The sequence below is a fragment of the Peribacillus frigoritolerans genome (assembly GCF_001636405.1).
GTDB classification, from domain to species: Bacteria; Bacillota; Bacilli; order Bacillales; family DSM-1321; genus Peribacillus; species Peribacillus frigoritolerans.
In genome coordinates this window covers 143,670-168,120 of record NZ_KV440950.1, presented here as the reverse complement: position 1 = coordinate 168,120, position 24,451 = coordinate 143,670, and the positions used below count along the sequence as shown (strand labels likewise).

The window sequence follows — 24,451 nt, the reverse complement described above, 5'->3', positions numbered from 1 at the left end:
TGTACGGGGGATAAAGGGTTTGCCAAAACACAAGCTTCGGGCAATTATTGCTGGCCTTGCCTTGTTGAACCTATTGACTATCATTATCTTTGTCATAAAACCACTAATCATTTCAAAAACCGTCATTGGGGAAGAAACGGCCGCGAAGGTCGGGTCGAAGGATATTTCCCGGGACGCATGGATGAATGAACTCGAAAAAAGATATGGGGAAGATGTACTTGAGGAAATGGTCGATAAAGAGGTAGTGAAACAGGCAGCTGAAAAATTCAAAGTGAAAATTTCGGATGAAGAGCTAGATCGGGAACTTAAAATGATGAAAACGATGTATGGGACTGCCGGTCAGAACCTTAATAAAAGTAACGATCAATTGAGGCAGGAAATTCAGTCGAGTCTCCTCCTCGAGAAGCTCCTCACCAAGGATGTTTCGGTTTCCAAAACGGCAATGCGGAATTATTATGATAATAATAAGGATATCTATAGAATCCCTACTGCTTTCCATATTTCACATATTACCACGTCTACAAAAAAGCAGGCAGACCAAGTCATACGTGAACTGGAGAAAGGTGTCTCCTTTGAAGTCTTGGCGATGGAAAAGTCCCTTGATGAATTTACTGCCAATCAAGGGGGCGACATGGGTTATATATCACAGGATAACGAGCAAGTATCCAAGGAATACATTACCGCTGCCGAGAAATTGAAGGTTAAAAAGTGGAGTGATGCAATCCAAACGGAGGATGGCTGGGCCGTTCTCTACCTGCATGAAAGAATAGAGGGCAAGCAATATGAATATGACGAAGTTAAAGACAAGATTCGCCGCCAAATAGCTCTTGAACAGATTCAGGCACCGGTCTCAGGGAAAATTTTCTGGGACGAATTTGATGTAGAATGGTTTTATGGATTGAAGGAAGAAAAGTAGGTCAATGGTTGTGTGAGAAAATTTAGAATATAGTATATAATCATTGACAATGAACTATTAAAACTGGTAACTTTAAAATTATAAAACCAATAAACATACTCGGTATTGAAATGACAAGGGAGTGGAGAAAATGGCACGTATAGCTAATTCTGTAATCGATTTAATTGGACAAACACCTATTGTTAAGTTAAACAAGCTTCAAAATGAAAACAGTGCAGATATTTATTTGAAACTTGAGTATTTTAACCCAGGCAGCAGTGTAAAAGACCGTATCGCCCTTGCGATGATCGAAGCGGCAGAAAAAAATGGTACCCTTAAACCAGGTGATACGATCATTGAACCTACAAGCGGAAATACTGGAATAGGCCTGGCGATGGTAGCTGCGGCAAAGGGCTATAAATCAATTCTGGTTATGCCGGAGACGATGAGCTTGGAACGCCGTAACTTGCTTCGCGCTTATGGCGCAGAATTAGTTCTTACTCCTGGGCCTGAAGGAATGAAGGGTGCAATCGCAAAGGCGACTGAGCTTTCTAAAGAAAAAGGTTACTTCATTCCACAGCAATTCGAAAACGAAGCCAACCCTGAAGTACATCGGAACACTACAGGCCCTGAAATCGTTGAAGCCTTTGGAGATGAAGGCCTGGATGCATTCGTTGCCGGAATCGGTACTGGCGGAACCATTACAGGTGCCGGTGAAGTCCTGCGTGAGAAATTCCCTGACATTAAAATTTACGCTGTTGAACCTGCGGATTCCCCAGTATTATCGGGAGGGACTCCAGGACCTCATAAAATCCAAGGAATCGGAGCAGGCTTCATTCCAACTATATTGAATACAGATCTCTATGACGAAATCATTCAAGTCAATACAGAGGAATCCTTTGATTATGCACGCCGCGCAGCAAAAGAAGAAGGAATCCTTGGCGGAATTTCTTCTGGAGGTGCAATTGCAGCTGCCATTAAAGTGGCTGATAAACTGGGAAAAGGCAAAAAGGTACTTGCCATCATACCAAGTAATGGTGAACGCTACTTAAGTACGCCATTATATAACTTTGAGTAAGACAAGACGCTAAAAATGAGAAGCGAAGTTCCTTAGGGGCTTTGCTTTTCTTTTTGCAGTAATGTTTGCAGAAGTGTTCCGAATCTTCATGGAGCTTGCACTATGCCTGTGTAAATGGGTAAACTCGTATATATAGATTTCTTTAAGTGAAGGAGAACGTTGGATGTCATTAGCTGGAGCGTCAAAAATAAAATGCGGTTCATTTGATTTGGATTACAGCAATAAAACCTTAATTATGGGGATTTTGAATGTTACGCCGGACTCCTTTTCGGATGGCGGGAAATATAATCGGATAGATGCTGCTTTGAAGCATGCCGAACGGATGGTCAACGATGGAGCGGATATATTGGATGTAGGCGGAGAGTCCACCCGACCTAATTATGAGAGGATATCGGAGGAAGAGGAAATAGAGAGAGTCGCCCCGATTATAGAGGCCATATCCCGTAATATTGAGGTTCCAATATCGGTCGATACGTATAAATCAAGAGTGGCGGAAGCGGCGGTAAAAGCGGGAGCCCATATATTAAATGACATTTGGGGAGGTAAAGCCGATTCCTTGATGTCGAAGGTTGCTGCAGAATATAAGGTGCCGATCATCTTGATGCATAACAGGGGTAATATGGAATATGGACATTTTGTTCGGGATGTACTTCAAGATTTATTCGAAAGCATCATGTTGGTGAAGGATGCAGGTGTCAAGGATGAAAACATCATACTCGATCCAGGAATTGGCTTTGCGAAAGATTTAAAGTTAAATTTAGAAATGATGAGGAATCTTGATAAGCTGGTATCGTTAGGTTATCCAGTTCTGTTAGCCACATCAAGAAAGTCCATGATTGGACATGTTCTGGACCTGCCGCCTAGTGAGCGAATGGAAGGAACGGCCGCCACAATCTGTCATGGCATTCAACAAGGCTGTCAAATGGTTCGCGTACATGATGTGAAGGAAATGGCACGGACTGCAAAGATGATGGATGCTCTATTAGGAAAAGGTGAATGATATGGATAAGATATATGTGAATAAAATGGAGTTTTACGGTTATCATGGAGTTTTTCCGGAAGAAACGAAGCTTGGCCAGCGATTTAAAGTGGATTTAATCGTCCAGACTGATTTAGCTAAGGCAGGAAAGAGTGACAACCTTGAAGACTCAATCAACTATGGCGAGTTATATGAAGTGTGTAAAAATGTTGTTGAGGGGGAACCTTTTAAGTTAGTGGAAGCTGTCGCTGAAAAAATAGCCTCTGAACTGCTTAATAAATATTCTTCCATCGAGACATGCACCGTCAAGGTTTATAAACCAGATCCTCCAATAGCAGGTCACTATGATTCGGTTGCTATAGAGATTGTAAGGGGACGCTGATTGTGAGAAATATTGCTTACCTTTCTATAGGGTCGAATTTAGGTGATCGCCTTGAAACATTTCGAAAGGCTTTCCAATTATTGTCTGAAAGCCCGCATATCAAATTGGTGTCATGCTCCTCTTTATATGAAACGGACCCGATAGGATATGAAGACCAGGACTGTTTTTTAAATGCTGTCCTTAAAGTGAAAACCGATTTAGAACCCGAACAATTACTTCACGCTTGTATGAAAATTGAACAGGATTTAGGGAGAAAAAGGGAAATCAGGTGGGGTCCTCGTACTTTAGACCTTGACATTTTGTTATATAATCATGAAAATATTGAGACAGAGATTCTTTCAGTCCCGCACCCTCGTATGCGCGAGAGGGCTTTTGTTATCGTGCCTTTAATGGAAGTGGACCCAGATATATCACTTCCGCAAATGCGTGCACCTTTGAGCGACCTGCTTGAACAGATTTCGGATAAAGAAGGAGTTCGATTATGGAAGGTGAAAAATGGGGAAGGCGTATTCGCGCTTTTCGAAAGTTAAAGGGTTATACCCAGGAAGGGTTTGCGAGGGAGATAGGTGTTTCCGTTTCCTTGCTGGGAGAAGTTGAACGAGGGAACCGTAACCCTTCAGAAGCATTTTTACTGGAAGTGGCGGAAATTCTTCATATTTCCATTGAGGAGCTTCAGCCACCTGAGGATAAATGAAAGAATGTTATAGGGGGTCACAACGTGTTAAGAATAGGCGATATAGAAATGAAGAACCAGGTAGTGCTGGCCCCGATGGCGGGAGTCTGTAACTCGGCATTCCGCTTGACTGTCAAGGAATTTGGAGCTGGTCTTGTTTGTGCGGAGATGGTCAGTGACAAAGGAATCGTTCTTAAAAATGCTAGAACGATGAATATGCTTTATATAGATGAAAGAGAAAAGCCGTTAAGTTTGCAAATCTTTGGCGGTGAAAAGAAATCTTTGGTCGAAGCTGCGCAATTTGTAGATAAAAATACAACTGCTGACATCATTGATATCAACATGGGCTGCCCTGTCCCTAAAATCACTAAATGTGATGCGGGTGCGAAGTGGCTTCTCGATCCAAACAAAATTTATGAGATGGTTTCAGCGGTGGTTGATGCTGTTGAAAAGCCGGTAACGGTAAAAATGCGCATAGGCTGGGATGATGAACACGTTTTTGCGATTCAAAATGCTCAGGCTGTTGAACGCGCAGGTGGTAAAGCTGTTTCCATGCATGGCAGAACACGTGTTCAAATGTATGAAGGAAAAGCTAACTGGGACATCATCCGTGAAGTGAAGAAATCAATTAATATTCCCCTTATCGGTAACGGTGATGTGGAAACTCCACAGGATGCGGAAAGAATGCTGAAGGAAACGGGTGTTGATGGAGTCATGATCGGCCGTGCAGCTTTAGGTAACCCGTGGATGATTTACCGGACTGTAAAATATCTTGAAACCGGTCAACTGATGGATGAGCCTTCAGTTCGTGAAAAGATGGATGTTTGCGTGCTTCATATGGATCGTTTGATTGCGTTGAAAAATGAAAATGTCGCCGTTCGTGAAATGCGTAAGCATGCTTCTTGGTATTTAAAGGGTGTTAAAGGGAATGCTACGGCACGCAAAGGAATTAATGATTGTGAAACAAGGGAAGATGTTGTGAAGCTTCTCTATGGACTTGTTGATGATATTGAAGCGAAGCAACAAAATATCCAAATGGTCTGATGTTTGACATTACCTTCCTATTTTCCTATAATACGCTTATCTTAAACTGCCAGTAAACCTGGCAGTTTTTATATGTACATAAACAATGTTTTATGATAAAAAGCTGTTGAATTCCTTTACTTTATGTAAGAATAAATATGTATGCAAAAGAATTTCTGATTAATTATATAAGGCATTTATTAATAAAGATGGAGATGATTTTCGTGAGTCATGAAGAATTGAATGACCAACTGCAGGTAAGACGCGATAAAATGCAAGCGATGATGGATAATGGACTAGACCCTTTCGGGAGCAGATTCGAGCGCACACATAACACTCAAGAGTTAATCAGTGCTTATGGTGAATTAGAAAAGGAAGATCTTGAAGAAAAAGAAATTGAAGTTACGATCGCTGGCCGTGTCATGACGAAGCGCGGAAAAGGAAAAGCGGGATTTGCCCATATCCAGGATATTAGCGGCCAAATCCAAATCTACGTCCGTTTGGATAACATAGGGGAAGATTCTTACCAAATTTTCAACCAAACGGATCTTGGTGATCTTGTAGGGGTAACTGGCGTTATCTTCAAAACGAAAGTCGGGGAACTTTCCATAAAAGCTAAAGAATATGTGTTCCTTGCTAAAGCACTTCGCCCGTTGCCTGATAAATTTCATGGCTTGAAGGATGTTGAAGAGCGTTACAGGAAACGCTATGTCGATTTAATTACAAATGAAGAAAGCAAAAATACGTTGATCATGCGCAGTCGCATTGTACAAGCCATGAGAAGGTATTTGGATGATCATGGCTACCTTGAAGTGGAGACGCCGCTATTGCACTCTGTTGCTGGTGGAGCAGCTGCACGACCTTTCCTTACTCACCATAATGCTTTGGATATGCCTTTGAATTTAAGGATTGCCATTGAACTTCATCTAAAACGCTTGATCGTTGGCGGATTGGAGAAAGTTTATGAAATTGGCCGGGTTTTCAGAAATGAAGGGGTGTCCACAAGGCACAATCCTGAATTCACGTTGATCGAATTGTACGAAGCTTATGCGGATTACCAAGATATCATGAGCTTAACGGAAAACTTGATTGCCCATATAGCTCAAGAAGTTCTTGGGACGACTACCATCCAGTATGGGGAGTATGAGATAGAGTTAAAACCGGAATGGAAACGACTTCACATGGTTGACGCTGTAAAAGAATATACCGGTGTGGACTTCTGGACTGAAATGAGTAAAGAAGAAGCCCAGCAGCTTGCTAAAGAAAATGGAATTGAAGTTAAGGAATCCATGGAGTTCGGCCATATCGTAAATGAATTCTTTGAACAAAAGGTCGAAGATAAGTTAATTCAACCTACATTCATCTATGGGCATCCAGTGGAAATCTCTCCTTTAGCAAAGAAAAATCCGGAAGATTCCCGTTTCACAGATCGTTTTGAGTTATTCATAGTAGGTAGGGAGCACGCAAATGCCTTCACTGAACTTAATGATCCTATTGATCAACGTCAACGCTTTGAAGCTCAATTGAAAGAACGAGAGCAAGGTAATGATGAAGCTCATGAAATGGATGAAGATTTCTTGGAGGCGTTAGAATACGGAATGCCGCCGACTGGCGGGCTGGGAATTGGTGTTGACCGTTTGGTTATGCTATTGACCAATTCTCCTTCCATACGTGACGTCCTGTTATTCCCTTTAATGAGACATCGCTAAATATAAGCAAAATGAGTTTTGATTGCAGGGCCGAATTCGGATGGCTGGGATCATGGGCGTAGCTCCTGATCCTGGTAAGTCCAATTCGGTTTTTGTTTTTTAATTATAATTTCATGCCTTTCAATAGAGTGGATTCTAGGGTTTAAAAGAAAAACAACATTATCTCAAAAAAACTTTATAAAAGGTATTGCACAGTTAACGTAATGGTGTTATATTTATATCTGTCGTTACGAACGAGTTGCAAACAGATTACAAACTTTAAAAAGTTTTTAAAAAAGTTGTTGACTTGAAGTGATGAAAATGTTATTATAAATAAGCTGTTCCGAAAGATATTGCTCTTTGAAAACTGAACAAAACAAAGCGCCAACGTTAAATTTTAAGTGAGCACACACTATCAAAAAAGCAAATGAGCAAGTCAAACATTTCTTCGGAGAGTTTGATCCTGGCTCAGGACGAACGCTGGCGGCGTGCCTAATACATGCAAGTCGAGCGAATCGATGGGAGCTTGCTCCCTGAGATTAGCGGCGGACGGGTGAGTAACACGTGGGCAACCTGCCTATAAGACTGGGATAACTTCGGGAAACCGGAGCTAATACCGGATACGTTCTTTTCTCGCATGAGAGAAGATGGAAAGACGGTTTACGCTGTCACTTATAGATGGGCCCGCGGCGCATTAGCTAGTTGGTGAGGTAATGGCTCACCAAGGCGACGATGCGTAGCCGACCTGAGAGGGTGATCGGCCACACTGGGACTGAGACACGGCCCAGACTCCTACGGGAGGCAGCAGTAGGGAATCTTCCGCAATGGACGAAAGTCTGACGGAGCAACGCCGCGTGAACGAAGAAGGCCTTCGGGTCGTAAAGTTCTGTTGTTAGGGAAGAACAAGTACCAGAGTAACTGCTGGTACCTTGACGGTACCTAACCAGAAAGCCACGGCTAACTACGTGCCAGCAGCCGCGGTAATACGTAGGTGGCAAGCGTTGTCCGGAATTATTGGGCGTAAAGCGCGCGCAGGTGGTTCCTTAAGTCTGATGTGAAAGCCCACGGCTCAACCGTGGAGGGTCATTGGAAACTGGGGAACTTGAGTGCAGAAGAGGAAAGTGGAATTCCAAGTGTAGCGGTGAAATGCGTAGAGATTTGGAGGAACACCAGTGGCGAAGGCGACTTTCTGGTCTGTAACTGACACTGAGGCGCGAAAGCGTGGGGAGCAAACAGGATTAGATACCCTGGTAGTCCACGCCGTAAACGATGAGTGCTAAGTGTTAGAGGGTTTCCGCCCTTTAGTGCTGCAGCTAACGCATTAAGCACTCCGCCTGGGGAGTACGGCCGCAAGGCTGAAACTCAAAGGAATTGACGGGGGCCCGCACAAGCGGTGGAGCATGTGGTTTAATTCGAAGCAACGCGAAGAACCTTACCAGGTCTTGACATCCTCTGACAACCCTAGAGATAGGGCTTTCCCCTTCGGGGGACAGAGTGACAGGTGGTGCATGGTTGTCGTCAGCTCGTGTCGTGAGATGTTGGGTTAAGTCCCGCAACGAGCGCAACCCTTGATCTTAGTTGCCAGCATTCAGTTGGGCACTCTAAGGTGACTGCCGGTGACAAACCGGAGGAAGGTGGGGATGACGTCAAATCATCATGCCCCTTATGACCTGGGCTACACACGTGCTACAATGGATGGTACAAAGGGCTGCAAACCTGCGAAGGTAAGCGAATCCCATAAAGCCATTCTCAGTTCGGATTGCAGGCTGCAACTCGCCTGCATGAAGCCGGAATCGCTAGTAATCGCGGATCAGCATGCCGCGGTGAATACGTTCCCGGGCCTTGTACACACCGCCCGTCACACCACGAGAGTTTGTAACACCCGAAGTCGGTGAGGTAACCTTCATGGAGCCAGCCGCCTAAGGTGGGACAGATGATTGGGGTGAAGTCGTAACAAGGTAGCCGTATCGGAAGGTGCGGCTGGATCACCTCCTTTCTAAGGATAATTACGAGAGCGCTTTTGTTTTGTTCAGTTTTGAATGAGTAATTCATTCAAATAGGAAAGACGAACATCACGATGTGATGGATTCTTTCTGCTTTGTTCCTTGAAAACTAGATAATAGATAGAAGGCAATTAATTTTTTTCAAAGCATCTGTAAGATCTTTTTTAACGGTTAAGTTAGAAAGGGCGCACGGTGGATGCCTTGGCACTAGGAGCCGATGAAGGACGGGACTAACACCGATATGCTTCGGGGAGCTGTAAGTAAGCTTTGATCCGGAGATTTCCGAATGGGGAAACCCACTGTTCGTAATGGAACAGTATCTTTACCTGAATACATAGGGTACTGAAGGCAGACCCGGGGAACTGAAACATCTAAGTACCCGGAGGAAGAGAAAGCAAACGCGATTTCCTGAGTAGCGGCGAGCGAAACGGAATTAGCCCAAACCAAGAGGCTTGCCTCTTGGGGTTGTAGGACACTCAACATGGAGTTACAAAGGAACGGGGTAAATGAAGCGACCTGGAAAGGTCCGTCGAAGAAGGTAAAAACCCTGTAGTTGAAACTTCGTTCCCTCCTGAGTGGATCCTGAGTACGGCGGGACACGAGAAATCCCGTCGGAAGCAGGGAGGACCATCTCCCAAGGCTAAATACTCCCTAGTGACCGATAGTGAACCAGTACCGTGAGGGAAAGGTGAAAAGCACCCCGGAAGGGGAGTGAAATAGATCCTGAAACCGTGTGCCTACAAGTAGTCAAAGCCCGTTAATGGGTAATGGCGTGCCTTTTGTAGAATGAACCGGCGAGTTACGATTTCATGCGAGGTTAAGTTGATGAGACGGAGCCGCAGCGAAAGCGAGTCTGAATAGGGCGAATGAGTATGAGGTCGTAGACCCGAAACCAGGTGATCTACCCATGTCCAGGGTGAAGTTCAGGTAACACTGAATGGAGGCCCGAACCCACGCACGTTGAAAAGTGCGGGGATGAGGTGTGGGTAGCGGAGAAATTCCAATCGAACCTGGAGATAGCTGGTTCTCTCCGAAATAGCTTTAGGGCTAGCCTCAAGATGAGAGTATTGGAGGTAGAGCACTGATTGGACTAGGGGCCCCCAACGGGTTACCGAATTCAGTCAAACTCCGAATGCCAAATACTTATTCTTGGGAGTCAGACTGCGAGTGATAAGATCCGTAGTCGAAAGGGAAACAGCCCAGACCACCAGCTAAGGTCCCAAAGTATACGTTAAGTGGAAAAGGATGTGGAGTTGCTTAGACAACCAGGATGTTGGCTTAGAAGCAGCCACCATTTAAAGAGTGCGTAATAGCTCACTGGTCGAGTGACTCCGCGCCGAAAATGTACCGGGGCTAAACGTATCACCGAAGCTGTGGATTGACACCGTATGGTGTCGATGGTAGGAGAGCGTTCTAAGGGCGTTGAAGTCAGACCGGAAGGACTGGTGGAGCGCTTAGAAGTGAGAATGCCGGTATGAGTAGCGAAAGAAGGGTGAGAATCCCTTCCACCGAATGCCTAAGGTTTCCTGAGGAAGGCTCGTCCGCTCAGGGTTAGTCGGGACCTAAGCCGAGGCCGAAAGGCGTAGGCGATGGACAACAGGTTGATATTCCTGTACCACCTATACATCGTTTGAACGATGGGGGGACGCAGAAGGATAGGGTAAGCGCGCTGTTGGATATGCGCGTCCAAGCAGTTAGGCCGGAAACGAGGCAAATCCCGTTTCCATTAAGGCGGAGCTGTGATGGCGAGGGAAATATAGTACCGAAGTTCCTGATTCCACGCTGCCAAGAAAAGCCTCTAGTGAGATGTAAGGTGCCCGTACCGCAAACCGACACAGGTAGGCGAGGAGAGAATCCTAAGGTGTGCGAGAGAACTCTCGTTAAGGAACTCGGCAAAATGACCCCGTAACTTCGGGAGAAGGGGTGCTTTTTAGGGTGAATAGCCCAGAAAAGCCGCAGTGAATAGGCCCAGGCGACTGTTTAGCAAAAACACAGGTCTCTGCGAAGCCGCAAGGCGAAGTATAGGGGCTGACACCTGCCCGGTGCTGGAAGGTTAAGGGGAGAGGTTAGCGCAAGCGAAGCTTTGAACCGAAGCCCCAGTAAACGGCGGCCGTAACTATAACGGTCCTAAGGTAGCGAAATTCCTTGTCGGGTAAGTTCCGACCCGCACGAAAGGTGTAACGATCTGGGCACTGTCTCAACGAGAGACTCGGTGAAATTATAGTACCTGTGAAGATGCAGGTTACCCGCGACAGGACGGAAAGACCCCGTGGAGCTTTACTGCAGCCTGATATTGAATTTTGGTACAGCTTGTACAGGATAGGTAGGAGCCTGAGAAGCCGGAGCGCCAGCTTCGGTGGAGGCGTTGGTGGGATACTACCCTGGCTGTATTGAAATTCTAACCCGCGCCCCTTATCGGGGTGGGAGACAGTGTCAGGTGGGCAGTTTGACTGGGGCGGTCGCCTCCTAAAGAGTAACGGAGGCGCCCAAAGGTTCCCTCAGAATGGTTGGAAATCATTCGTAGAGTGTAAAGGCACAAGGGAGCTTGACTGCGAGACCTACAAGTCGAGCAGGGACGAAAGTCGGGCTTAGTGATCCGGTGGTTCCGCATGGAAGGGCCATCGCTCAACGGATAAAAGCTACCCCGGGGATAACAGGCTTATCTCCCCCAAGAGTCCACATCGACGGGGAGGTTTGGCACCTCGATGTCGGCTCATCGCATCCTGGGGCTGTAGTCGGTCCCAAGGGTTGGGCTGTTCGCCCATTAAAGCGGTACGCGAGCTGGGTTCAGAACGTCGTGAGACAGTTCGGTCCCTATCCGTCGCGGGCGCAGGAAATTTGAGAGGAGCTGTCCTTAGTACGAGAGGACCGGGATGGACGCACCGCTGGTGTACCAGTTGTCTTGCCAAAGGCATAGCTGGGTAGCTACGTGCGGACGGGATAAGTGCTGAAAGCATCTAAGCATGAAGCCCCCCTCAAGATGAGATTTCCCATGGCGCAAGCTAGTAAGATCCCTGAAAGATGATCAGGTTGATAGGTCAGAGGTGGAAGCATGGTGACATGTGGAGCTGACTGATACTAATAGATCGAGGACTTAACCAACGCTTTAAAAAAATGAAATACCTTCTTATTATCTAGTTTTGAAGGAACAACGTTCCTTTTATGTTTGGTGGCGATAGCGAAGAGGTCACACCCGTTCCCATTCCGAACACGGCAGTTAAGCTCTTCAGCGCCGATGGTAGTTGGGGGTTTCCCCCTGTGAGAGTAGGACGCCGCCAAGCAGTTATATATGGAGGATTAGCTCAGCTGGGAGAGCATCTGCCTTACAAGCAGAGGGTCGGCGGTTCGATCCCGTCATCCTCCACCATTTTTACACTTGCCGGTGTAGCTCAACTGGTAGAGCAACTGACTTGTAATCAGTAGGTTGGGGGTTCAAGTCCTCTTGCCGGCACCATTTTCATACAAGCTTGATATTGCATATATAAATAGTTTATATGAGCCATTAGCTCAGTTGGTAGAGCATCTGACTTTTAATCAGAGGGTCGAAGGTTCGAATCCTTCATGGCTCACCATTTTATTATGCGGGTGTGGCGGAATTGGCAGACGCACCAGCCTTAGGATCTGGCGCCGAAAGGCGTGGGGGTTCAAGTCCCTTCACCCGCATGTTCGCGGAAGTAGTTCAGTGGTAGAATACAACCTTGCCAAGGTTGGGGTCGCGGGTTCGAATCCCGTCTTCCGCTCCACTATTTATTTATGCCGGGGTGGCGGAACTGGCAGACGCACAGGACTTAAAATCCTGCGGTAGGTGACTACCGTACCGGTTCGATTCCGGTCCTCGGCACCATCATAAATATGCGCCCGTAGCTCAATTGGATAGAGCATCTGACTACGAATCAGAAGGTTGTAGGTTCGACTCCCGCCGGGCGCACCATGTTTTTTTCGGGAAGTAGCTCAGCTTGGTAGAGCACTTGGTTTGGGACCAAGGGGTCGCAGGTTCGAATCCTGTCTTCCCGACCATTATTTTTTTGGGGCCTTAGCTCAGCTGGGAGAGCGCCTGCCTTGCACGCAGGAGGTCAGCGGTTCGATCCCGCTAGGCTCCACCAAAAAAACTTGACAAGCCGATTTGGCTCTGTTATGATATGAAAGTTGATTCTTTAAGAAGAGTCAAATTGCTCTTTGAAAACTGAACAAAACAAAGCGCCAACGTTAAATTTTAAGTGAGCACACACTATCAAAAAAGCAAATGAGCAAGTCAAACATTTCTTCGGAGAGTTTGATCCTGGCTCAGGACGAACGCTGGCGGCGTGCCTAATACATGCAAGTCGAGCGAATCGATGGGAGCTTGCTCCCTGAGATTAGCGGCGGACGGGTGAGTAACACGTGGGCAACCTGCCTATAAGACTGGGATAACTTCGGGAAACCGGAGCTAATACCGGATACGTTCTTTTCTCGCATGAGAGAAGATGGAAAGACGGTTTACGCTGTCACTTATAGATGGGCCCGCGGCGCATTAGCTAGTTGGTGAGGTAATGGCTCACCAAGGCGACGATGCGTAGCCGACCTGAGAGGGTGATCGGCCACACTGGGACTGAGACACGGCCCAGACTCCTACGGGAGGCAGCAGTAGGGAATCTTCCGCAATGGACGAAAGTCTGACGGAGCAACGCCGCGTGAACGAAGAAGGCCTTCGGGTCGTAAAGTTCTGTTGTTAGGGAAGAACAAGTACCAGAGTAACTGCTGGTACCTTGACGGTACCTAACCAGAAAGCCACGGCTAACTACGTGCCAGCAGCCGCGGTAATACGTAGGTGGCAAGCGTTGTCCGGAATTATTGGGCGTAAAGCGCGCGCAGGTGGTTCCTTAAGTCTGATGTGAAAGCCCACGGCTCAACCGTGGAGGGTCATTGGAAACTGGGGAACTTGAGTGCAGAAGAGGAAAGTGGAATTCCAAGTGTAGCGGTGAAATGCGTAGAGATTTGGAGGAACACCAGTGGCGAAGGCGACTTTCTGGTCTGTAACTGACACTGAGGCGCGAAAGCGTGGGGAGCAAACAGGATTAGATACCCTGGTAGTCCACGCCGTAAACGATGAGTGCTAAGTGTTAGAGGGTTTCCGCCCTTTAGTGCTGCAGCTAACGCATTAAGCACTCCGCCTGGGGAGTACGGCCGCAAGGCTGAAACTCAAAGGAATTGACGGGGGCCCGCACAAGCGGTGGAGCATGTGGTTTAATTCGAAGCAACGCGAAGAACCTTACCAGGTCTTGACATCCTCTGACAACCCTAGAGATAGGGCTTTCCCCTTCGGGGGACAGAGTGACAGGTGGTGCATGGTTGTCGTCAGCTCGTGTCGTGAGATGTTGGGTTAAGTCCCGCAACGAGCGCAACCCTTGATCTTAGTTGCCAGCATTCAGTTGGGCACTCTAAGGTGACTGCCGGTGACAAACCGGAGGAAGGTGGGGATGACGTCAAATCATCATGCCCCTTATGACCTGGGCTACACACGTGCTACAATGGATGGTACAAAGGGCTGCAAACCTGCGAAGGTAAGCGAATCCCATAAAGCCATTCTCAGTTCGGATTGCAGGCTGCAACTCGCCTGCATGAAGCCGGAATCGCTAGTAATCGCGGATCAGCATGCCGCGGTGAATACGTTCCCGGGCCTTGTACACACCGCCCGTCACACCACGAGAGTTTGTAACACCCGAAGTCGGTGAGGTAACCTTCATGGAGCCAGCCGCCTAAGGTGGGACAGATGATTGGGGTGAAGTCGTAACAAGGTAGCCGTATCGGAAGGTGCGGCTGGATCACCTCCTTTCTAAGGATAATTACGAGAGCGCTTTTGTTTTGTTCAGTTTTGAATGAGTAATTCATTCAAATAGGAAAGACGAACATCACGATGTGATGGATTCTTTCTGCTTTGTTCCTTGAAAACTAGATAATAGATAGAAGGCAATTAATTTTTTTCAAAGCATCTGTAAGATCTTTTTTAACGGTTAAGTTAGAAAGGGCGCACGGTGGATGCCTTGGCACTAGGAGCCGATGAAGGACGGGACTAACACCGATATGCTTCGGGGAGCTGTAAGTAAGCTTTGATCCGGAGATTTCCGAATGGGGAAACCCACTGTTCGTAATGGAACAGTATCTTTACCTGAATACATAGGGTACTGAAGGCAGACCCGGGGAACTGAAACATCTAAGTACCCGGAGGAAGAGAAAGCAAACGCGATTTCCTGAGTAGCGGCGAGCGAAACGGAATTAGCCCAAACCAAGAGGCTTGCCTCTTGGGGTTGTAGGACACTCAACATGGAGTTACAAAGGAACGGGGTAAATGAAGCGACCTGGAAAGGTCCGTCGAAGAAGGTAAAAACCCTGTAGTTGAAACTTCGTTCCCTCCTGAGTGGATCCTGAGTACGGCGGGACACGAGAAATCCCGTCGGAAGCAGGGAGGACCATCTCCCAAGGCTAAATACTCCCTAGTGACCGATAGTGAACCAGTACCGTGAGGGAAAGGTGAAAAGCACCCCGGAAGGGGAGTGAAATAGATCCTGAAACCGTGTGCCTACAAGTAGTCAAAGCCCGTTAATGGGTAATGGCGTGCCTTTTGTAGAATGAACCGGCGAGTTACGATTTCATGCGAGGTTAAGTTGATGAGACGGAGCCGCAGCGAAAGCGAGTCTGAATAGGGCGAATGAGTATGAGGTCGTAGACCCGAAACCAGGTGATCTACCCATGTCCAGGGTGAAGTTCAGGTAACACTGAATGGAGGCCCGAACCCACGCACGTTGAAAAGTGCGGGGATGAGGTGTGGGTAGCGGAGAAATTCCAATCGAACCTGGAGATAGCTGGTTCTCTCCGAAATAGCTTTAGGGCTAGCCTCAAGATGAGAGTATTGGAGGTAGAGCACTGATTGGACTAGGGGCCCCCAACGGGTTACCGAATTCAGTCAAACTCCGAATGCCAAATACTTATTCTTGGGAGTCAGACTGCGAGTGATAAGATCCGTAGTCGAAAGGGAAACAGCCCAGACCACCAGCTAAGGTCCCAAAGTATACGTTAAGTGGAAAAGGATGTGGAGTTGCTTAGACAACCAGGATGTTGGCTTAGAAGCAGCCACCATTTAAAGAGTGCGTAATAGCTCACTGGTCGAGTGACTCCGCGCCGAAAATGTACCGGGGCTAAACGTATCACCGAAGCTGTGGATTGACACCGTATGGTGTCGATGGTAGGAGAGCGTTCTAAGGGCGTTGAAGTCAGACCGGAAGGACTGGTGGAGCGCTTAGAAGTGAGAATGCCGGTATGAGTAGCGAAAGAAGGGTGAGAATCCCTTCCACCGAATGCCTAAGGTTTCCTGAGGAAGGCTCGTCCGCTCAGGGTTAGTCGGGACCTAAGCCGAGGCCGAAAGGCGTAGGCGATGGACAACAGGTTGATATTCCTGTACCACCTATACATCGTTTGAACGATGGGGGGACGCAGAAGGATAGGGTAAGCGCGCTGTTGGATATGCGCGTCCAAGCAGTTAGGCCGGAAACGAGGCAAATCCCGTTTCCATTAAGGCGGAGCTGTGATGGCGAGGGAAATATAGTACCGAAGTTCCTGATTCCACGCTGCCAAGAAAAGCCTCTAGTGAGATGTAAGGTGCCCGTACCGCAAACCGACACAGGTAGGCGAGGAGAGAATCCTAAGGTGTGCGAGAGAACTCTCGTTAAGGAACTCGGCAAAATGACCCCGTAACTTCGGGAGAAGGGGTGCTTTTTAGGGTGAATAGCCCAGAAAAGCCGCAGTGAATAGGCCCAGGCGACTGTTTAGCAAAAACACAGGTCTCTGCGAAGCCGCAAGGCGAAGTATAGGGGCTGACACCTGCCCGGTGCTGGAAGGTTAAGGGGAGAGGTTAGCGCAAGCGAAGCTTTGAACCGAAGCCCCAGTAAACGGCGGCCGTAACTATAACGGTCCTAAGGTAGCGAAATTCCTTGTCGGGTAAGTTCCGACCCGCACGAAAGGTGTAACGATCTGGGCACTGTCTCAACGAGAGACTCGGTGAAATTATAGTACCTGTGAAGATGCAGGTTACCCGCGACAGGACGGAAAGACCCCGTGGAGCTTTACTGCAGCCTGATATTGAATTTTGGTACAGCTTGTACAGGATAGGTAGGAGCCTGAGAAGCCGGAGCGCCAGCTTCGGTGGAGGCGTTGGTGGGATACTACCCTGGCTGTATTGAAATTCTAACCCGCGCCCCTTATCGGGGTGGGAGACAGTGTCAGGTGGGCAGTTTGACTGGGGCGGTCGCCTCCTAAAGAGTAACGGAGGCGCCCAAAGGTTCCCTCAGAATGGTTGGAAATCATTCGTAGAGTGTAAAGGCACAAGGGAGCTTGACTGCGAGACCTACAAGTCGAGCAGGGACGAAAGTCGGGCTTAGTGATCCGGTGGTTCCGCATGGAAGGGCCATCGCTCAACGGATAAAAGCTACCCCGGGGATAACAGGCTTATCTCCCCCAAGAGTCCACATCGACGGGGAGGTTTGGCACCTCGATGTCGGCTCATCGCATCCTGGGGCTGTAGTCGGTCCCAAGGGTTGGGCTGTTCGCCCATTAAAGCGGTACGCGAGCTGGGTTCAGAACGTCGTGAGACAGTTCGGTCCCTATCCGTCGCGGGCGCAGGAAATTTGAGAGGAGCTGTCCTTAGTACGAGAGGACCGGGATGGACGCACCGCTGGTGTACCAGTTGTCTTGCCAAAGGCATAGCTGGGTAGCTACGTGCGGACGGGATAAGTGCTGAAAGCATCTAAGCATGAAGCCCCCCTCAAGATGAGATTTCCCATGGCGCAAGCTAGTAAGATCCCTGAAAGATGATCAGGTTGATAGGTCAGAGGTGGAAGCATGGTGACATGTGGAGCTGACTGATACTAATAGATCGAGGACTTAACCAACGCTTTTAAAAAAATGAAATACCTTCTTATTATCTAGTTTTGAAGGAACAACGTTCCTTTTATGTTTGGTGGCGATAGCGAAGAGGTCACACCCGTTCCCATTCCGAACACGGCAGTTAAGCTCTTCAGCGCCGATGGTAGTTGGGGGTTTCCCCCTGTGAGAGTAGGACGCCGCCAAGCCATTTAAAAAGATCAGCCATCCGGCTGGTCTTTTTTTGTTTGTAATTAAAAAATTTTTCCGTTTGCAGGGACAGTACGGGCTGGCCTTATTTGAATTGGTTGCCATATCATGAGGAGGAATGGATGAGCTGGGGAAAAGGGGCAGAATTCTTATGGAGAAGAAAAATTTCAGGTTTTACATCCATTTATATAGGGTATTTATGTAAGATATTTCAACTTTAATGTTCAATGGGGTATGTAACTACATATAATTTGGAGAAAATGGATATTACAGAAAGAAAATGCGTTTAAGTTGCAAAATGCATTATTCCTTGTATAATAATAGTCAAATATAGTCAAAGTCAGAATGGAGGAGGCTGAGTGAGAAACATATCTGATGTTATCGAAACTTATTTGAAGCAAGTACTTGAAATAAGTCAAAAAGATATCTTGGAGATAAAAAGAAGTGAAATAGCGGATAAATTTCAGTGTGTTCCTTCTCAAATCAATTACGTAATAAATACCAGGTTTACCATCGAGAGAGGCTATGTTGTAGAGAGTAAGCGTGGAGGCGGCGGTTATATACGCATCATGAAAGTAGAATCACAGGATTCCGTGCAACTTATCAACCACTTATTATCGCTTATTGGTTCCAGGGTAACTCAATCGATGGCTGAAGGAGTAATTTCACGGCTGATGAATGAAGACGTCATTAATGAAAGAGAAGCAAAGATTATGATGAGCGTCATAGATAGATCGGTGATTTATATCGACCTGCCTGACCGCGATGAGCTTAGGGCAAGAATTTTAACAGCGATGCTTACTACTTTAAAATATAAATGAAACTGGCAGAGGTGATGAACGTTGATTTGCCAAGAATGTCATCAAAGGCCTGCTACCCTGCACTTCACCAAAATCATCAATGGGAAAAAGACTGAAGTCATGATTTGTGAGAAATGTGCTCAGGAAAAAGGTGAAATGTTCATGGAGGCAGGTGGACCTGGTTTTTCAATAAATAATTTATTAGCAGGATTGTTGAATATGGAGTCGAATATTCAACAGACAAAGGCAAATGCATTTCCGAAAACGGAAGAGAGGCGCTGCCCGCATTGTCATCGATCTTATAAAGAATTTGTCCATATTGGCAAGTTTGGCTGTGCCGAATGTTATAAAACGTTCAATGAACAGTTAAATCCCATTTTAAAGAGGGTTCATAGCGGCAATACAGCACACATAGGGAAAATTCCAAAAAGGATTGGCGGCGCCATATATCTTCGAAAGCAAATTTTGGATTTAAAAGAAGTTTTAAAGGTCCACATTGATCAAGAGGAGTTTGAGAAGGCGGCAGAAGTAAGAGATAAGGTTCGTTCCCTTGAAAAAAGGTATGAAGCACAAGAGGGAGGCGAGGAATTATGAGCTTGGAAAAGTTTGTAGAAAACGCCTTGAGTTCCTGGATGAGTGCCGAAGGTCCGGAAATCGATATTGTATTGAGTTCGCGGATTCGGCTGGCCAGGAATTTCAAAGACTTTACCTTCCCAACCTCCTTTTCGAACGAAGAAGCTAATAAAATCATTGAATTGATTAAAAAAAGAATCGAAGAGGAAGTAACACCAGAGATTGGGAAATTGGAGCTATTAGAGATTGACCAATTGCAGCCACTGGAAAAGCGCGTTCTGGTTGAAAAACATTTAATCAGTCCTCATTTAGTTGAAGATTCAGCGAAAAGCGCATGTCTCCTTTCGGAAAATGAAGAAATAAGTATCATGATAAACGAAGAGGACCATCTCCGTATTCAATGTTTAATGTCGGGGTTGCAGCTAAAGGAAACCTTAAAGATTGCAAATGTTCTTGACGATTGGATTGAAGAATCCATAGACTATGCATATGATGAAGAAAGAGGATACCTGACTAGTTGTCCGACTAATGTGGGAACAGGGTTAAGGGCTTCAGTCATGATGCATCTGCCGGGTCTGGTCCTTACACAGCAGATGAATAATATCATACCGGCTATCAATCAATTGGGGTTGGTGGTTCGAGGGATTTATGGAGAGGGCAGTCAAGCGTTGGGGAATATTTTTCAAATTTCCAATCAAATCACTCTTGGAAAATCGGAAAGGGATATCGTTGAAGATCTAACGAGTGTAGTGCAACAAATCATAGCCCAGGAACGGTCAGCGAGGGATGCATTAGCGAGGACTTCCCACATACAATTAGAAGATAGAATTTTCCGTTCATATGGGGTTTTGTCCAATGCTCGAATAATCGAGACAAAGGAAGCAGCTACATGTATCTCCGATGTTAGGTTAGGGATAGATCTTGGGTATATAAAGAGTATTTCCAAAAGCATTCTAAATGAATTGATGATTTTGACGCAGTCGGGATTTTTACAAAAGTACGCAGGCGGCCCTTTAAGACCCCATGAAAGGGATATCCGTAGAGCAGCACTCATCCGGGAACGCTTGAATTTCACGGAATCTTCCTCCTCATAGAGGTTATTGACCCCTTTAGGGAGAATTAAATTTCATGTAATAGATATGGAGCAAGAATAAGCTTCTGCCATTACTTAGAGAATTGCCAGCAATTTTATTCAAAACGAAAATTCTTAAGGAGGAATTCCCTATGATGTTTGGTCGTTTTACTGAAAGAGCCCAGAAAGTATTAGCATTAGCCCAAGAAGAAGCAATCCGTTTAGGTCATAATAATATTGGCACGGAACATATTTTACTGGGCCTGGTCCGAGAGGGTGATGGTATTGCAGCCAAAGCGTTATATGCTCTTGGATTGGGTCCGGAGAAGATTCAGAAAGAAGTGGAAAATTTAATTGGCCGTGGACAGGATACGGCTCAAACGATACATTATACCCCAAGAGCCAAGAAGGTCATTGAGCTTTCCATGGATGAAGCAAGAAAATTAGGTCACTCATATGTTGGGACAGAGCATGTCCTTCTAGGTCTTATACGAGAAGGGGAAGGTGTCGCTGCCCGCGTATTGAATAATCTGGGAGTAAGTTTAAATAAAGCCCGACAACAAGTATTACAACTTTTGGGCAGCAATGAATCAGGTGGTCATCAAGGTTCAGCCGCTGCAAATGCAAGCACGCCGACACTAGATGGCCTTGCCCGTGATTTAACGGCGATTGCCAGGGAAGGAAGCTTGGATCCGGTTATCGGAAGAAGTAAGGAAATACAGCGTGTCATTGAGGTATTAAGCCGCCGTACAAAAAATAACCCAGTATTGATCGGTGAACCTGGCGTTGGTAAAACAGCCATTGCTGAAGGGCTTGCCCAACAGATTATCAATAATGAGGTACCTGAGATTTTACGTGATAAACGCGTCATGACACTTGATATGGGTACTGTTGTGGCTGGCACTAAATACCGGGGTGAATTTGAGGATCGGTTGAAGAAAGTCATGGATGAAATACGCCAGGCAGGTAATATCATCCTATTCATCGATGAATTGCATACATTGATTGGTGCAGGTGGTGCAGAAGGTGCCATCGATGCCTCCAATATCCTTAAACCATCATTGGCCCGTGGTGAATTACAATGTATCGGTGCTACAACTTTGGATGAGTACCGCAAGTATATTGAAAAGGATGCTGCCCTTGAACGTCGCTTCCAGCCAATCCAAGTCGATGAACCGACAATTGAGGAATCCATCCAAATTCTCAAAGGTCTTCGTGACCGTTATGAGGCACATCACCGCGTATCGATCACTGACGAAGCGATTGATGCTGCAGTCAAATTATCAGACCGTTATATTTCCGATCGCTTTTTACCTGATAAAGCGATTGACTTGATTGATGAAGCTGGTTCCAAAGTTAGGCTGCGCTCATACACAACGCCACCTAACCTAAAGGAACTTGAAGTGAAACTAGATGATGTTCGCAAGGAAAAGGATGCTTCCGTTCAAAGTCAGGAATTTGAAAAAGCAGCTTCGCTTCGCGATACAGAACAACGCTTAAGAGAACAATTGGAAGAAACGAAAAAAACTTGGAAAGAAAAACAAGGGCAGGAAAACAGTGAAGTGACCGTGGATGACATTGCACACGTCGTATCCAGCTGGACGGGAGTGCCGGTCACTAAATTGGCGCAAACGGAGTCAGACAAACTGCTTAATATGGAGTCGATCCTCCATGATCGTGTAATTGGGCAGGAAGAGGCCGTCATTGCGGTTTCTAAAGCAGTACGACGTGCAAGGGCAGGTTTGAAAGATCCTAAGCGTCCAATTGGTTCATTCATCTTCTTGGGGCCTACAGGGGTCGGTAAAACCGAGCTAGCCCGTGCTTTGGCTGAATCCATTTTTGGTGATGAAGATGCCATGATCCGCATCGATATGTCCGAATATATGGAGAAACATTCGACTTCACGTCTTGTTGGATCGCCTCCAGGATATGTTGGGTACGAAGAAGGCGGTCAGTTAACGGAAAAAGTGCGGAGGAAACCATACTCCGTCGTTCTTCTTGATGAAATAGAAAAGGCGCATCCGGATGTCTTCAATATTCTTCTTCAAGTGTTGGAAGACGGAAGACTGACAGATTCCAAGGGACGTACTGTCGATTTCAGGAATACCATTCTGATCATGACATCGAATGTAGGGGCGTCTGCCTTGAAAACTGATAAGTATGTCGGCTTTAACATCCAGGATACTGGGCAGGACTATAAAAATATGAAAGGGAAAGTGATGGAAGAACTCAAACGTGCATTCCGTCCGGAATTCCTGAATCGTATTGATGAAACTATCGTGTTCCACTCATTAGAGAAGGATCATTTGAAACAAATCGTTACATTAATGTCAAATCAGCTTACTACCCGTTTGAAAGAACAGGAGATATACTTGGAGCTGACAGATGCGGCTAGAGAAAAAATTGCCACGGAAGGTTTTGATCCGGAATATGGGGCAAGGCCAATCCGCAGGGCGCTTCAAAAGCATGTAGAGGATTATCTATCCGAAGAGTTGCTTAAGGGCAACGTGAAAAAAGGGCAAACGGTCGTAATGGATGTCGTGAATAATGAGTTTGCAATCCGACAAGGCGAGCCTGTTAATGTAAGTGAATAACCTGATCCTAAACTTCGAGGTACACGCAGATTCTTTTGCAGTGTACCTCTGTTTTTTATCCATAGGTAGATATGAGTATAAACGGGACAAGCAAAGTGAATATTTTTTTAAAAAAACTTAGCCTTAAGAAGGTTTAAATAAAACAGAGATATAATATCCTTAATATAGATATTTTTTCCAAAGGAAGAGGAGTAATTTATGGCTGTAAAAAAGAAAACGAAATTTATGTGTCAGTCTTGTGGGTATGAGTCCGCGAAATGGATGGGGAAATGTCCAGGCTGCGGTGAATGGAACAAAATGGTCGAGGAAACCGAAATCGTTAAACCTGCAAGAAAAGGCGCTTTTACCCATTCAGAGGTTAGAGTTTCCGGGGAACGGGAGAAGGCAGCACCCATAACGACCATTCAATCGGAAAAAGAACCACGCATTAAGACGGATCTAATGGAATTGAATCGTGCTCTTGGGGGCGGGATCGTACAGGGATCACTTGTATTGATCGGAGGGGACCCGGGTATCGGTAAGTCCACCCTGCTTCTACAGGTATCATCCCAATTGGCGCATAAACAGAAAAAAGTGCTTTATATATCAGGTGAAGAATCAGTCAAGCAAACCAAATTGAGAGCGGACCGGCTTGGGACCATGTCGGAAAATCTATTCGTTTATTCTGAAACAGATATGGACTATATTCAACAGGCAATTACAGACGTTAAACCGGATTTGGTCATTATTGACTCGATTCAAACGGTTTACCATTCGGAGGTTACATCTGCCCCGGGAAGCGTTTCACAAGTGAGGGAATGCACAGCCTCACTCATGCGCATTGCTAAAACGAACGGGATTGCGATTTTTATCGTCGGTCACGTTACAAAAGAAGGGGCCATTGCGGGACCACGGCTGCTTGAGCACATGGTTGACACCGTATTATATTTTGAAGGGGAAAGACACCATACATATCGAATTATACGTGCGGTTAAAAATCGCTTTGGTTCGACGAATGAGATGGGTATTTTTGAAATGAAAGAACATGGATTGGAAGAGGTGGCGAATCCATCGGAAATTTTCCTTGAAGAACGGTCGCAAGGAGCTTCGGGATCCACAGTCGTCGCATCCATGGAGGGCACAAGGCCGGTGCTTGTTGAAATTCAAGCATTGATTTCTCCTACGAGTTTTGGCAATCCGAGGCGGATGGCCACGGGAATTGATCACAATCGAGTTTCGCTTTTAATGGCTGTCCTGGAAAAGAGAGTGGGCTTGCTGCTCCAAAACCAAGATGCGTATTTAAAGGTTGCTGGCGGTGTCAAGCTGGATGAACCGGCAATTGACCTCGCTGTCGCAATAAGCATTGCATCAAGCTTCCGTGATAAACCAACAAACCCTGCCGATTGCATCATTGGTGAAGTGGGGCTGACTGGTGAAGTTAGAAGGGTGTCACGAATTGAACAAAGGGTGCAGGAAGCAGCGAAATTAGGGTTTGAGCGGGCTATCATACCGGCTAATAATATAGGAGGGTGGACCGCGCCGAAAGGTATTAAGATCATTGGTGTTTCATCGGTTTCGGAGGCTCTTAAACAATCGTTAGGGGGTTAAGC

Annotated in this window: 13 protein-coding genes, 9 tRNA genes and 6 rRNA genes; all 28 read left to right on the top strand. The window is 46.3% G+C overall.

Translation table 11 applies throughout. From position 1 onward, the window contains the following. Positions 1-19: 19 nt before the first annotated feature. A complete protein-coding gene (locus tag A6755_RS00870; RefSeq protein ID WP_063589563.1) occupies positions 20-916 on the top strand; it encodes a peptidyl-prolyl cis-trans isomerase in 897 nt (298 codons plus the stop codon). 130 nt (positions 917-1,046) lie between these two features. Then, positions 1,047-1,973, top strand: a complete 927-nt coding sequence (gene cysK, locus A6755_RS00865; RefSeq protein WP_034316291.1) for a cysteine synthase A — start codon at positions 1,047-1,049, stop codon at positions 1,971-1,973. A 163-nt stretch (positions 1,974-2,136) separates the two neighbouring features. Continuing rightward, positions 2,137-2,973, top strand: a complete 837-nt coding sequence (gene folP / locus A6755_RS00860; protein ID WP_034316288.1) for a dihydropteroate synthase — start codon at positions 2,137-2,139, stop codon at positions 2,971-2,973. Position 2,974: 1 nt separating this feature from the next. Continuing rightward, the gene (gene folB / locus A6755_RS00855) at positions 2,975-3,334 is read left to right on the top strand and encodes a dihydroneopterin aldolase (protein ID WP_034316287.1); all 360 of its coding nucleotides are present in this window, start codon (positions 2,975-2,977) and stop codon (positions 3,332-3,334) included. A 2-nt stretch (positions 3,335-3,336) separates the two neighbouring features. Beyond that, positions 3,337-3,864 carry a 2-amino-4-hydroxy-6-hydroxymethyldihydropteridine diphosphokinase gene (gene folK, locus A6755_RS00850; RefSeq protein ID WP_034316285.1) on the top strand — a complete coding sequence of 176 codons (528 nt, stop codon included), beginning with the start codon at positions 3,337-3,339 and terminating at the stop codon, positions 3,862-3,864. Then, a complete protein-coding gene (locus A6755_RS00845; RefSeq protein ID WP_034316283.1) occupies positions 3,816-4,028 on the top strand; it encodes a helix-turn-helix domain-containing protein in 213 nt (70 codons plus the stop codon). Before folK ends, A6755_RS00845 begins: the two co-directional genes overlap by 49 nt. 24 nt (positions 4,029-4,052) lie before the next feature. Beyond that, positions 4,053-5,051, top strand: coding sequence for a tRNA dihydrouridine synthase DusB (gene dusB / locus A6755_RS00840; RefSeq protein ID WP_034316281.1), 999 nt, complete (start codon positions 4,053-4,055; stop codon positions 5,049-5,051). Positions 5,052-5,239: 188 nt separating this feature from the next. Further along, positions 5,240-6,739 (top strand): lysine--tRNA ligase, encoded by a 1,500-nt coding sequence (gene lysS / locus A6755_RS00835; protein ID WP_170946992.1) that lies wholly within the window; start codon positions 5,240-5,242, stop codon positions 6,737-6,739. 424 nt (positions 6,740-7,163) lie between these two features. After that, positions 7,164-8,714: ribosomal RNA gene (locus tag A6755_RS00830) — 16S ribosomal RNA — on the top strand. A gap of 176 nt (positions 8,715-8,890) precedes the next feature. Further along, positions 8,891-11,823 (top strand): 23S ribosomal RNA (locus A6755_RS00825). 63 nt (positions 11,824-11,886) lie between these two features. Then, a 5S ribosomal RNA gene (gene rrf, locus A6755_RS00820) occupies positions 11,887-12,002 on the top strand. 10 nt (positions 12,003-12,012) lie between these two features. Beyond that, positions 12,013-12,088, top strand: a tRNA-Val gene (locus tag A6755_RS00815). 11 nt (positions 12,089-12,099) lie between these two features. Next, positions 12,100-12,175: transfer RNA gene (locus tag A6755_RS00810), tRNA-Thr, on the top strand. A 42-nt stretch (positions 12,176-12,217) separates the two neighbouring features. Beyond that, a tRNA-Lys gene (locus A6755_RS00805) sits at positions 12,218-12,293 on the top strand. A 9-nt stretch (positions 12,294-12,302) separates the two neighbouring features. Then, positions 12,303-12,384: transfer RNA gene (locus tag A6755_RS00800), tRNA-Leu, on the top strand. Between the two features lie 5 nt (positions 12,385-12,389). Next, positions 12,390-12,464, top strand: a tRNA-Gly gene (locus A6755_RS00795). 12 nt (positions 12,465-12,476) lie between these two features. Further along, a tRNA-Leu gene (locus A6755_RS00790) sits at positions 12,477-12,565 on the top strand. Positions 12,566-12,575: 10 nt separating this feature from the next. Further along, positions 12,576-12,652: transfer RNA gene (locus tag A6755_RS00785), tRNA-Arg, on the top strand. A gap of 9 nt (positions 12,653-12,661) precedes the next feature. Beyond that, positions 12,662-12,738 (top strand) — tRNA-Pro (locus tag A6755_RS00780). 10 nt (positions 12,739-12,748) lie between these two features. After that, a tRNA-Ala gene (locus tag A6755_RS00775) sits at positions 12,749-12,824 on the top strand. A 158-nt stretch (positions 12,825-12,982) separates the two neighbouring features. Continuing rightward, positions 12,983-14,533 (top strand): 16S ribosomal RNA (locus tag A6755_RS00770). A gap of 176 nt (positions 14,534-14,709) precedes the next feature. Next, positions 14,710-17,642: ribosomal RNA gene (locus A6755_RS00765) — 23S ribosomal RNA — on the top strand. A 64-nt stretch (positions 17,643-17,706) separates the two neighbouring features. After that, positions 17,707-17,822 (top strand): 5S ribosomal RNA (gene rrf / locus A6755_RS00760). Together the 16S, 23S and 5S rRNA genes with 9 tRNA genes alongside form the textbook arrangement of a ribosomal RNA operon. A 360-nt stretch (positions 17,823-18,182) precedes the next feature. Further along, a complete protein-coding gene (locus A6755_RS00755) occupies positions 18,183-18,644 on the top strand; it encodes a CtsR family transcriptional regulator (protein ID WP_034305095.1) in 462 nt (153 codons plus the stop codon). 21 nt (positions 18,645-18,665) lie between these two features. Further along, entirely contained in the window at positions 18,666-19,217 is a 552-nt protein-coding gene (gene mcsA, locus A6755_RS00750; protein ID WP_034305093.1) for a protein-arginine kinase activator protein McsA, read from the top strand. Beyond that, positions 19,214-20,290 (top strand): protein-arginine kinase McsB, encoded by a 1,077-nt coding sequence (mcsB, locus tag A6755_RS00745; protein WP_034305092.1) that lies wholly within the window; start codon positions 19,214-19,216, stop codon positions 20,288-20,290. Before mcsA ends, mcsB begins: the two co-directional genes overlap by 4 nt. Before the next feature lie 130 nt (positions 20,291-20,420). Further along, the gene (gene clpC / locus A6755_RS00740) at positions 20,421-22,862 is read left to right on the top strand and encodes an ATP-dependent protease ATP-binding subunit ClpC (protein WP_034305090.1); all 2,442 of its coding nucleotides are present in this window, start codon (positions 20,421-20,423) and stop codon (positions 22,860-22,862) included. A 198-nt stretch (positions 22,863-23,060) separates the two neighbouring features. After that, the gene (gene radA, locus A6755_RS00735) at positions 23,061-24,449 is read left to right on the top strand and encodes a DNA repair protein RadA (RefSeq protein WP_034305087.1); all 1,389 of its coding nucleotides are present in this window, start codon (positions 23,061-23,063) and stop codon (positions 24,447-24,449) included. The last annotated feature ends 2 nt before the right edge of the window (positions 24,450-24,451 follow it).

What these genes read in the sequence shown, in the direction of transcription:
- lysS (WP_170946992.1), top strand. Translation starts at nt 5,240, where the DNA reads ATGGAGATGATTTTCGTGAGTCATGAAGAATTGAATGACCAACTGCAG.
- A6755_RS00845 (WP_034316283.1), top strand. Translation starts at nt 3,816, where the DNA reads ATGGAAGGTGAAAAATGGGGAAGGCGTATTCGCGCTTTTCGAAAGTTA.
- mcsB (WP_034305092.1), top strand. Translation starts at nt 19,214, where the DNA reads ATGAGCTTGGAAAAGTTTGTAGAAAACGCCTTGAGTTCCTGGATGAGT.
- radA (WP_034305087.1), top strand. Translation starts at nt 23,061, where the DNA reads ATGGCTGTAAAAAAGAAAACGAAATTTATGTGTCAGTCTTGTGGGTAT.
- cysK (WP_034316291.1), top strand. Translation starts at nt 1,047, where the DNA reads ATGGCACGTATAGCTAATTCTGTAATCGATTTAATTGGACAAACACCT.
- folB (WP_034316287.1), top strand. Translation starts at nt 2,975, where the DNA reads ATGGATAAGATATATGTGAATAAAATGGAGTTTTACGGTTATCATGGA.
- folP (WP_034316288.1), top strand. Translation starts at nt 2,137, where the DNA reads ATGTCATTAGCTGGAGCGTCAAAAATAAAATGCGGTTCATTTGATTTG.
- clpC (WP_034305090.1), top strand. Translation starts at nt 20,421, where the DNA reads ATGATGTTTGGTCGTTTTACTGAAAGAGCCCAGAAAGTATTAGCATTA.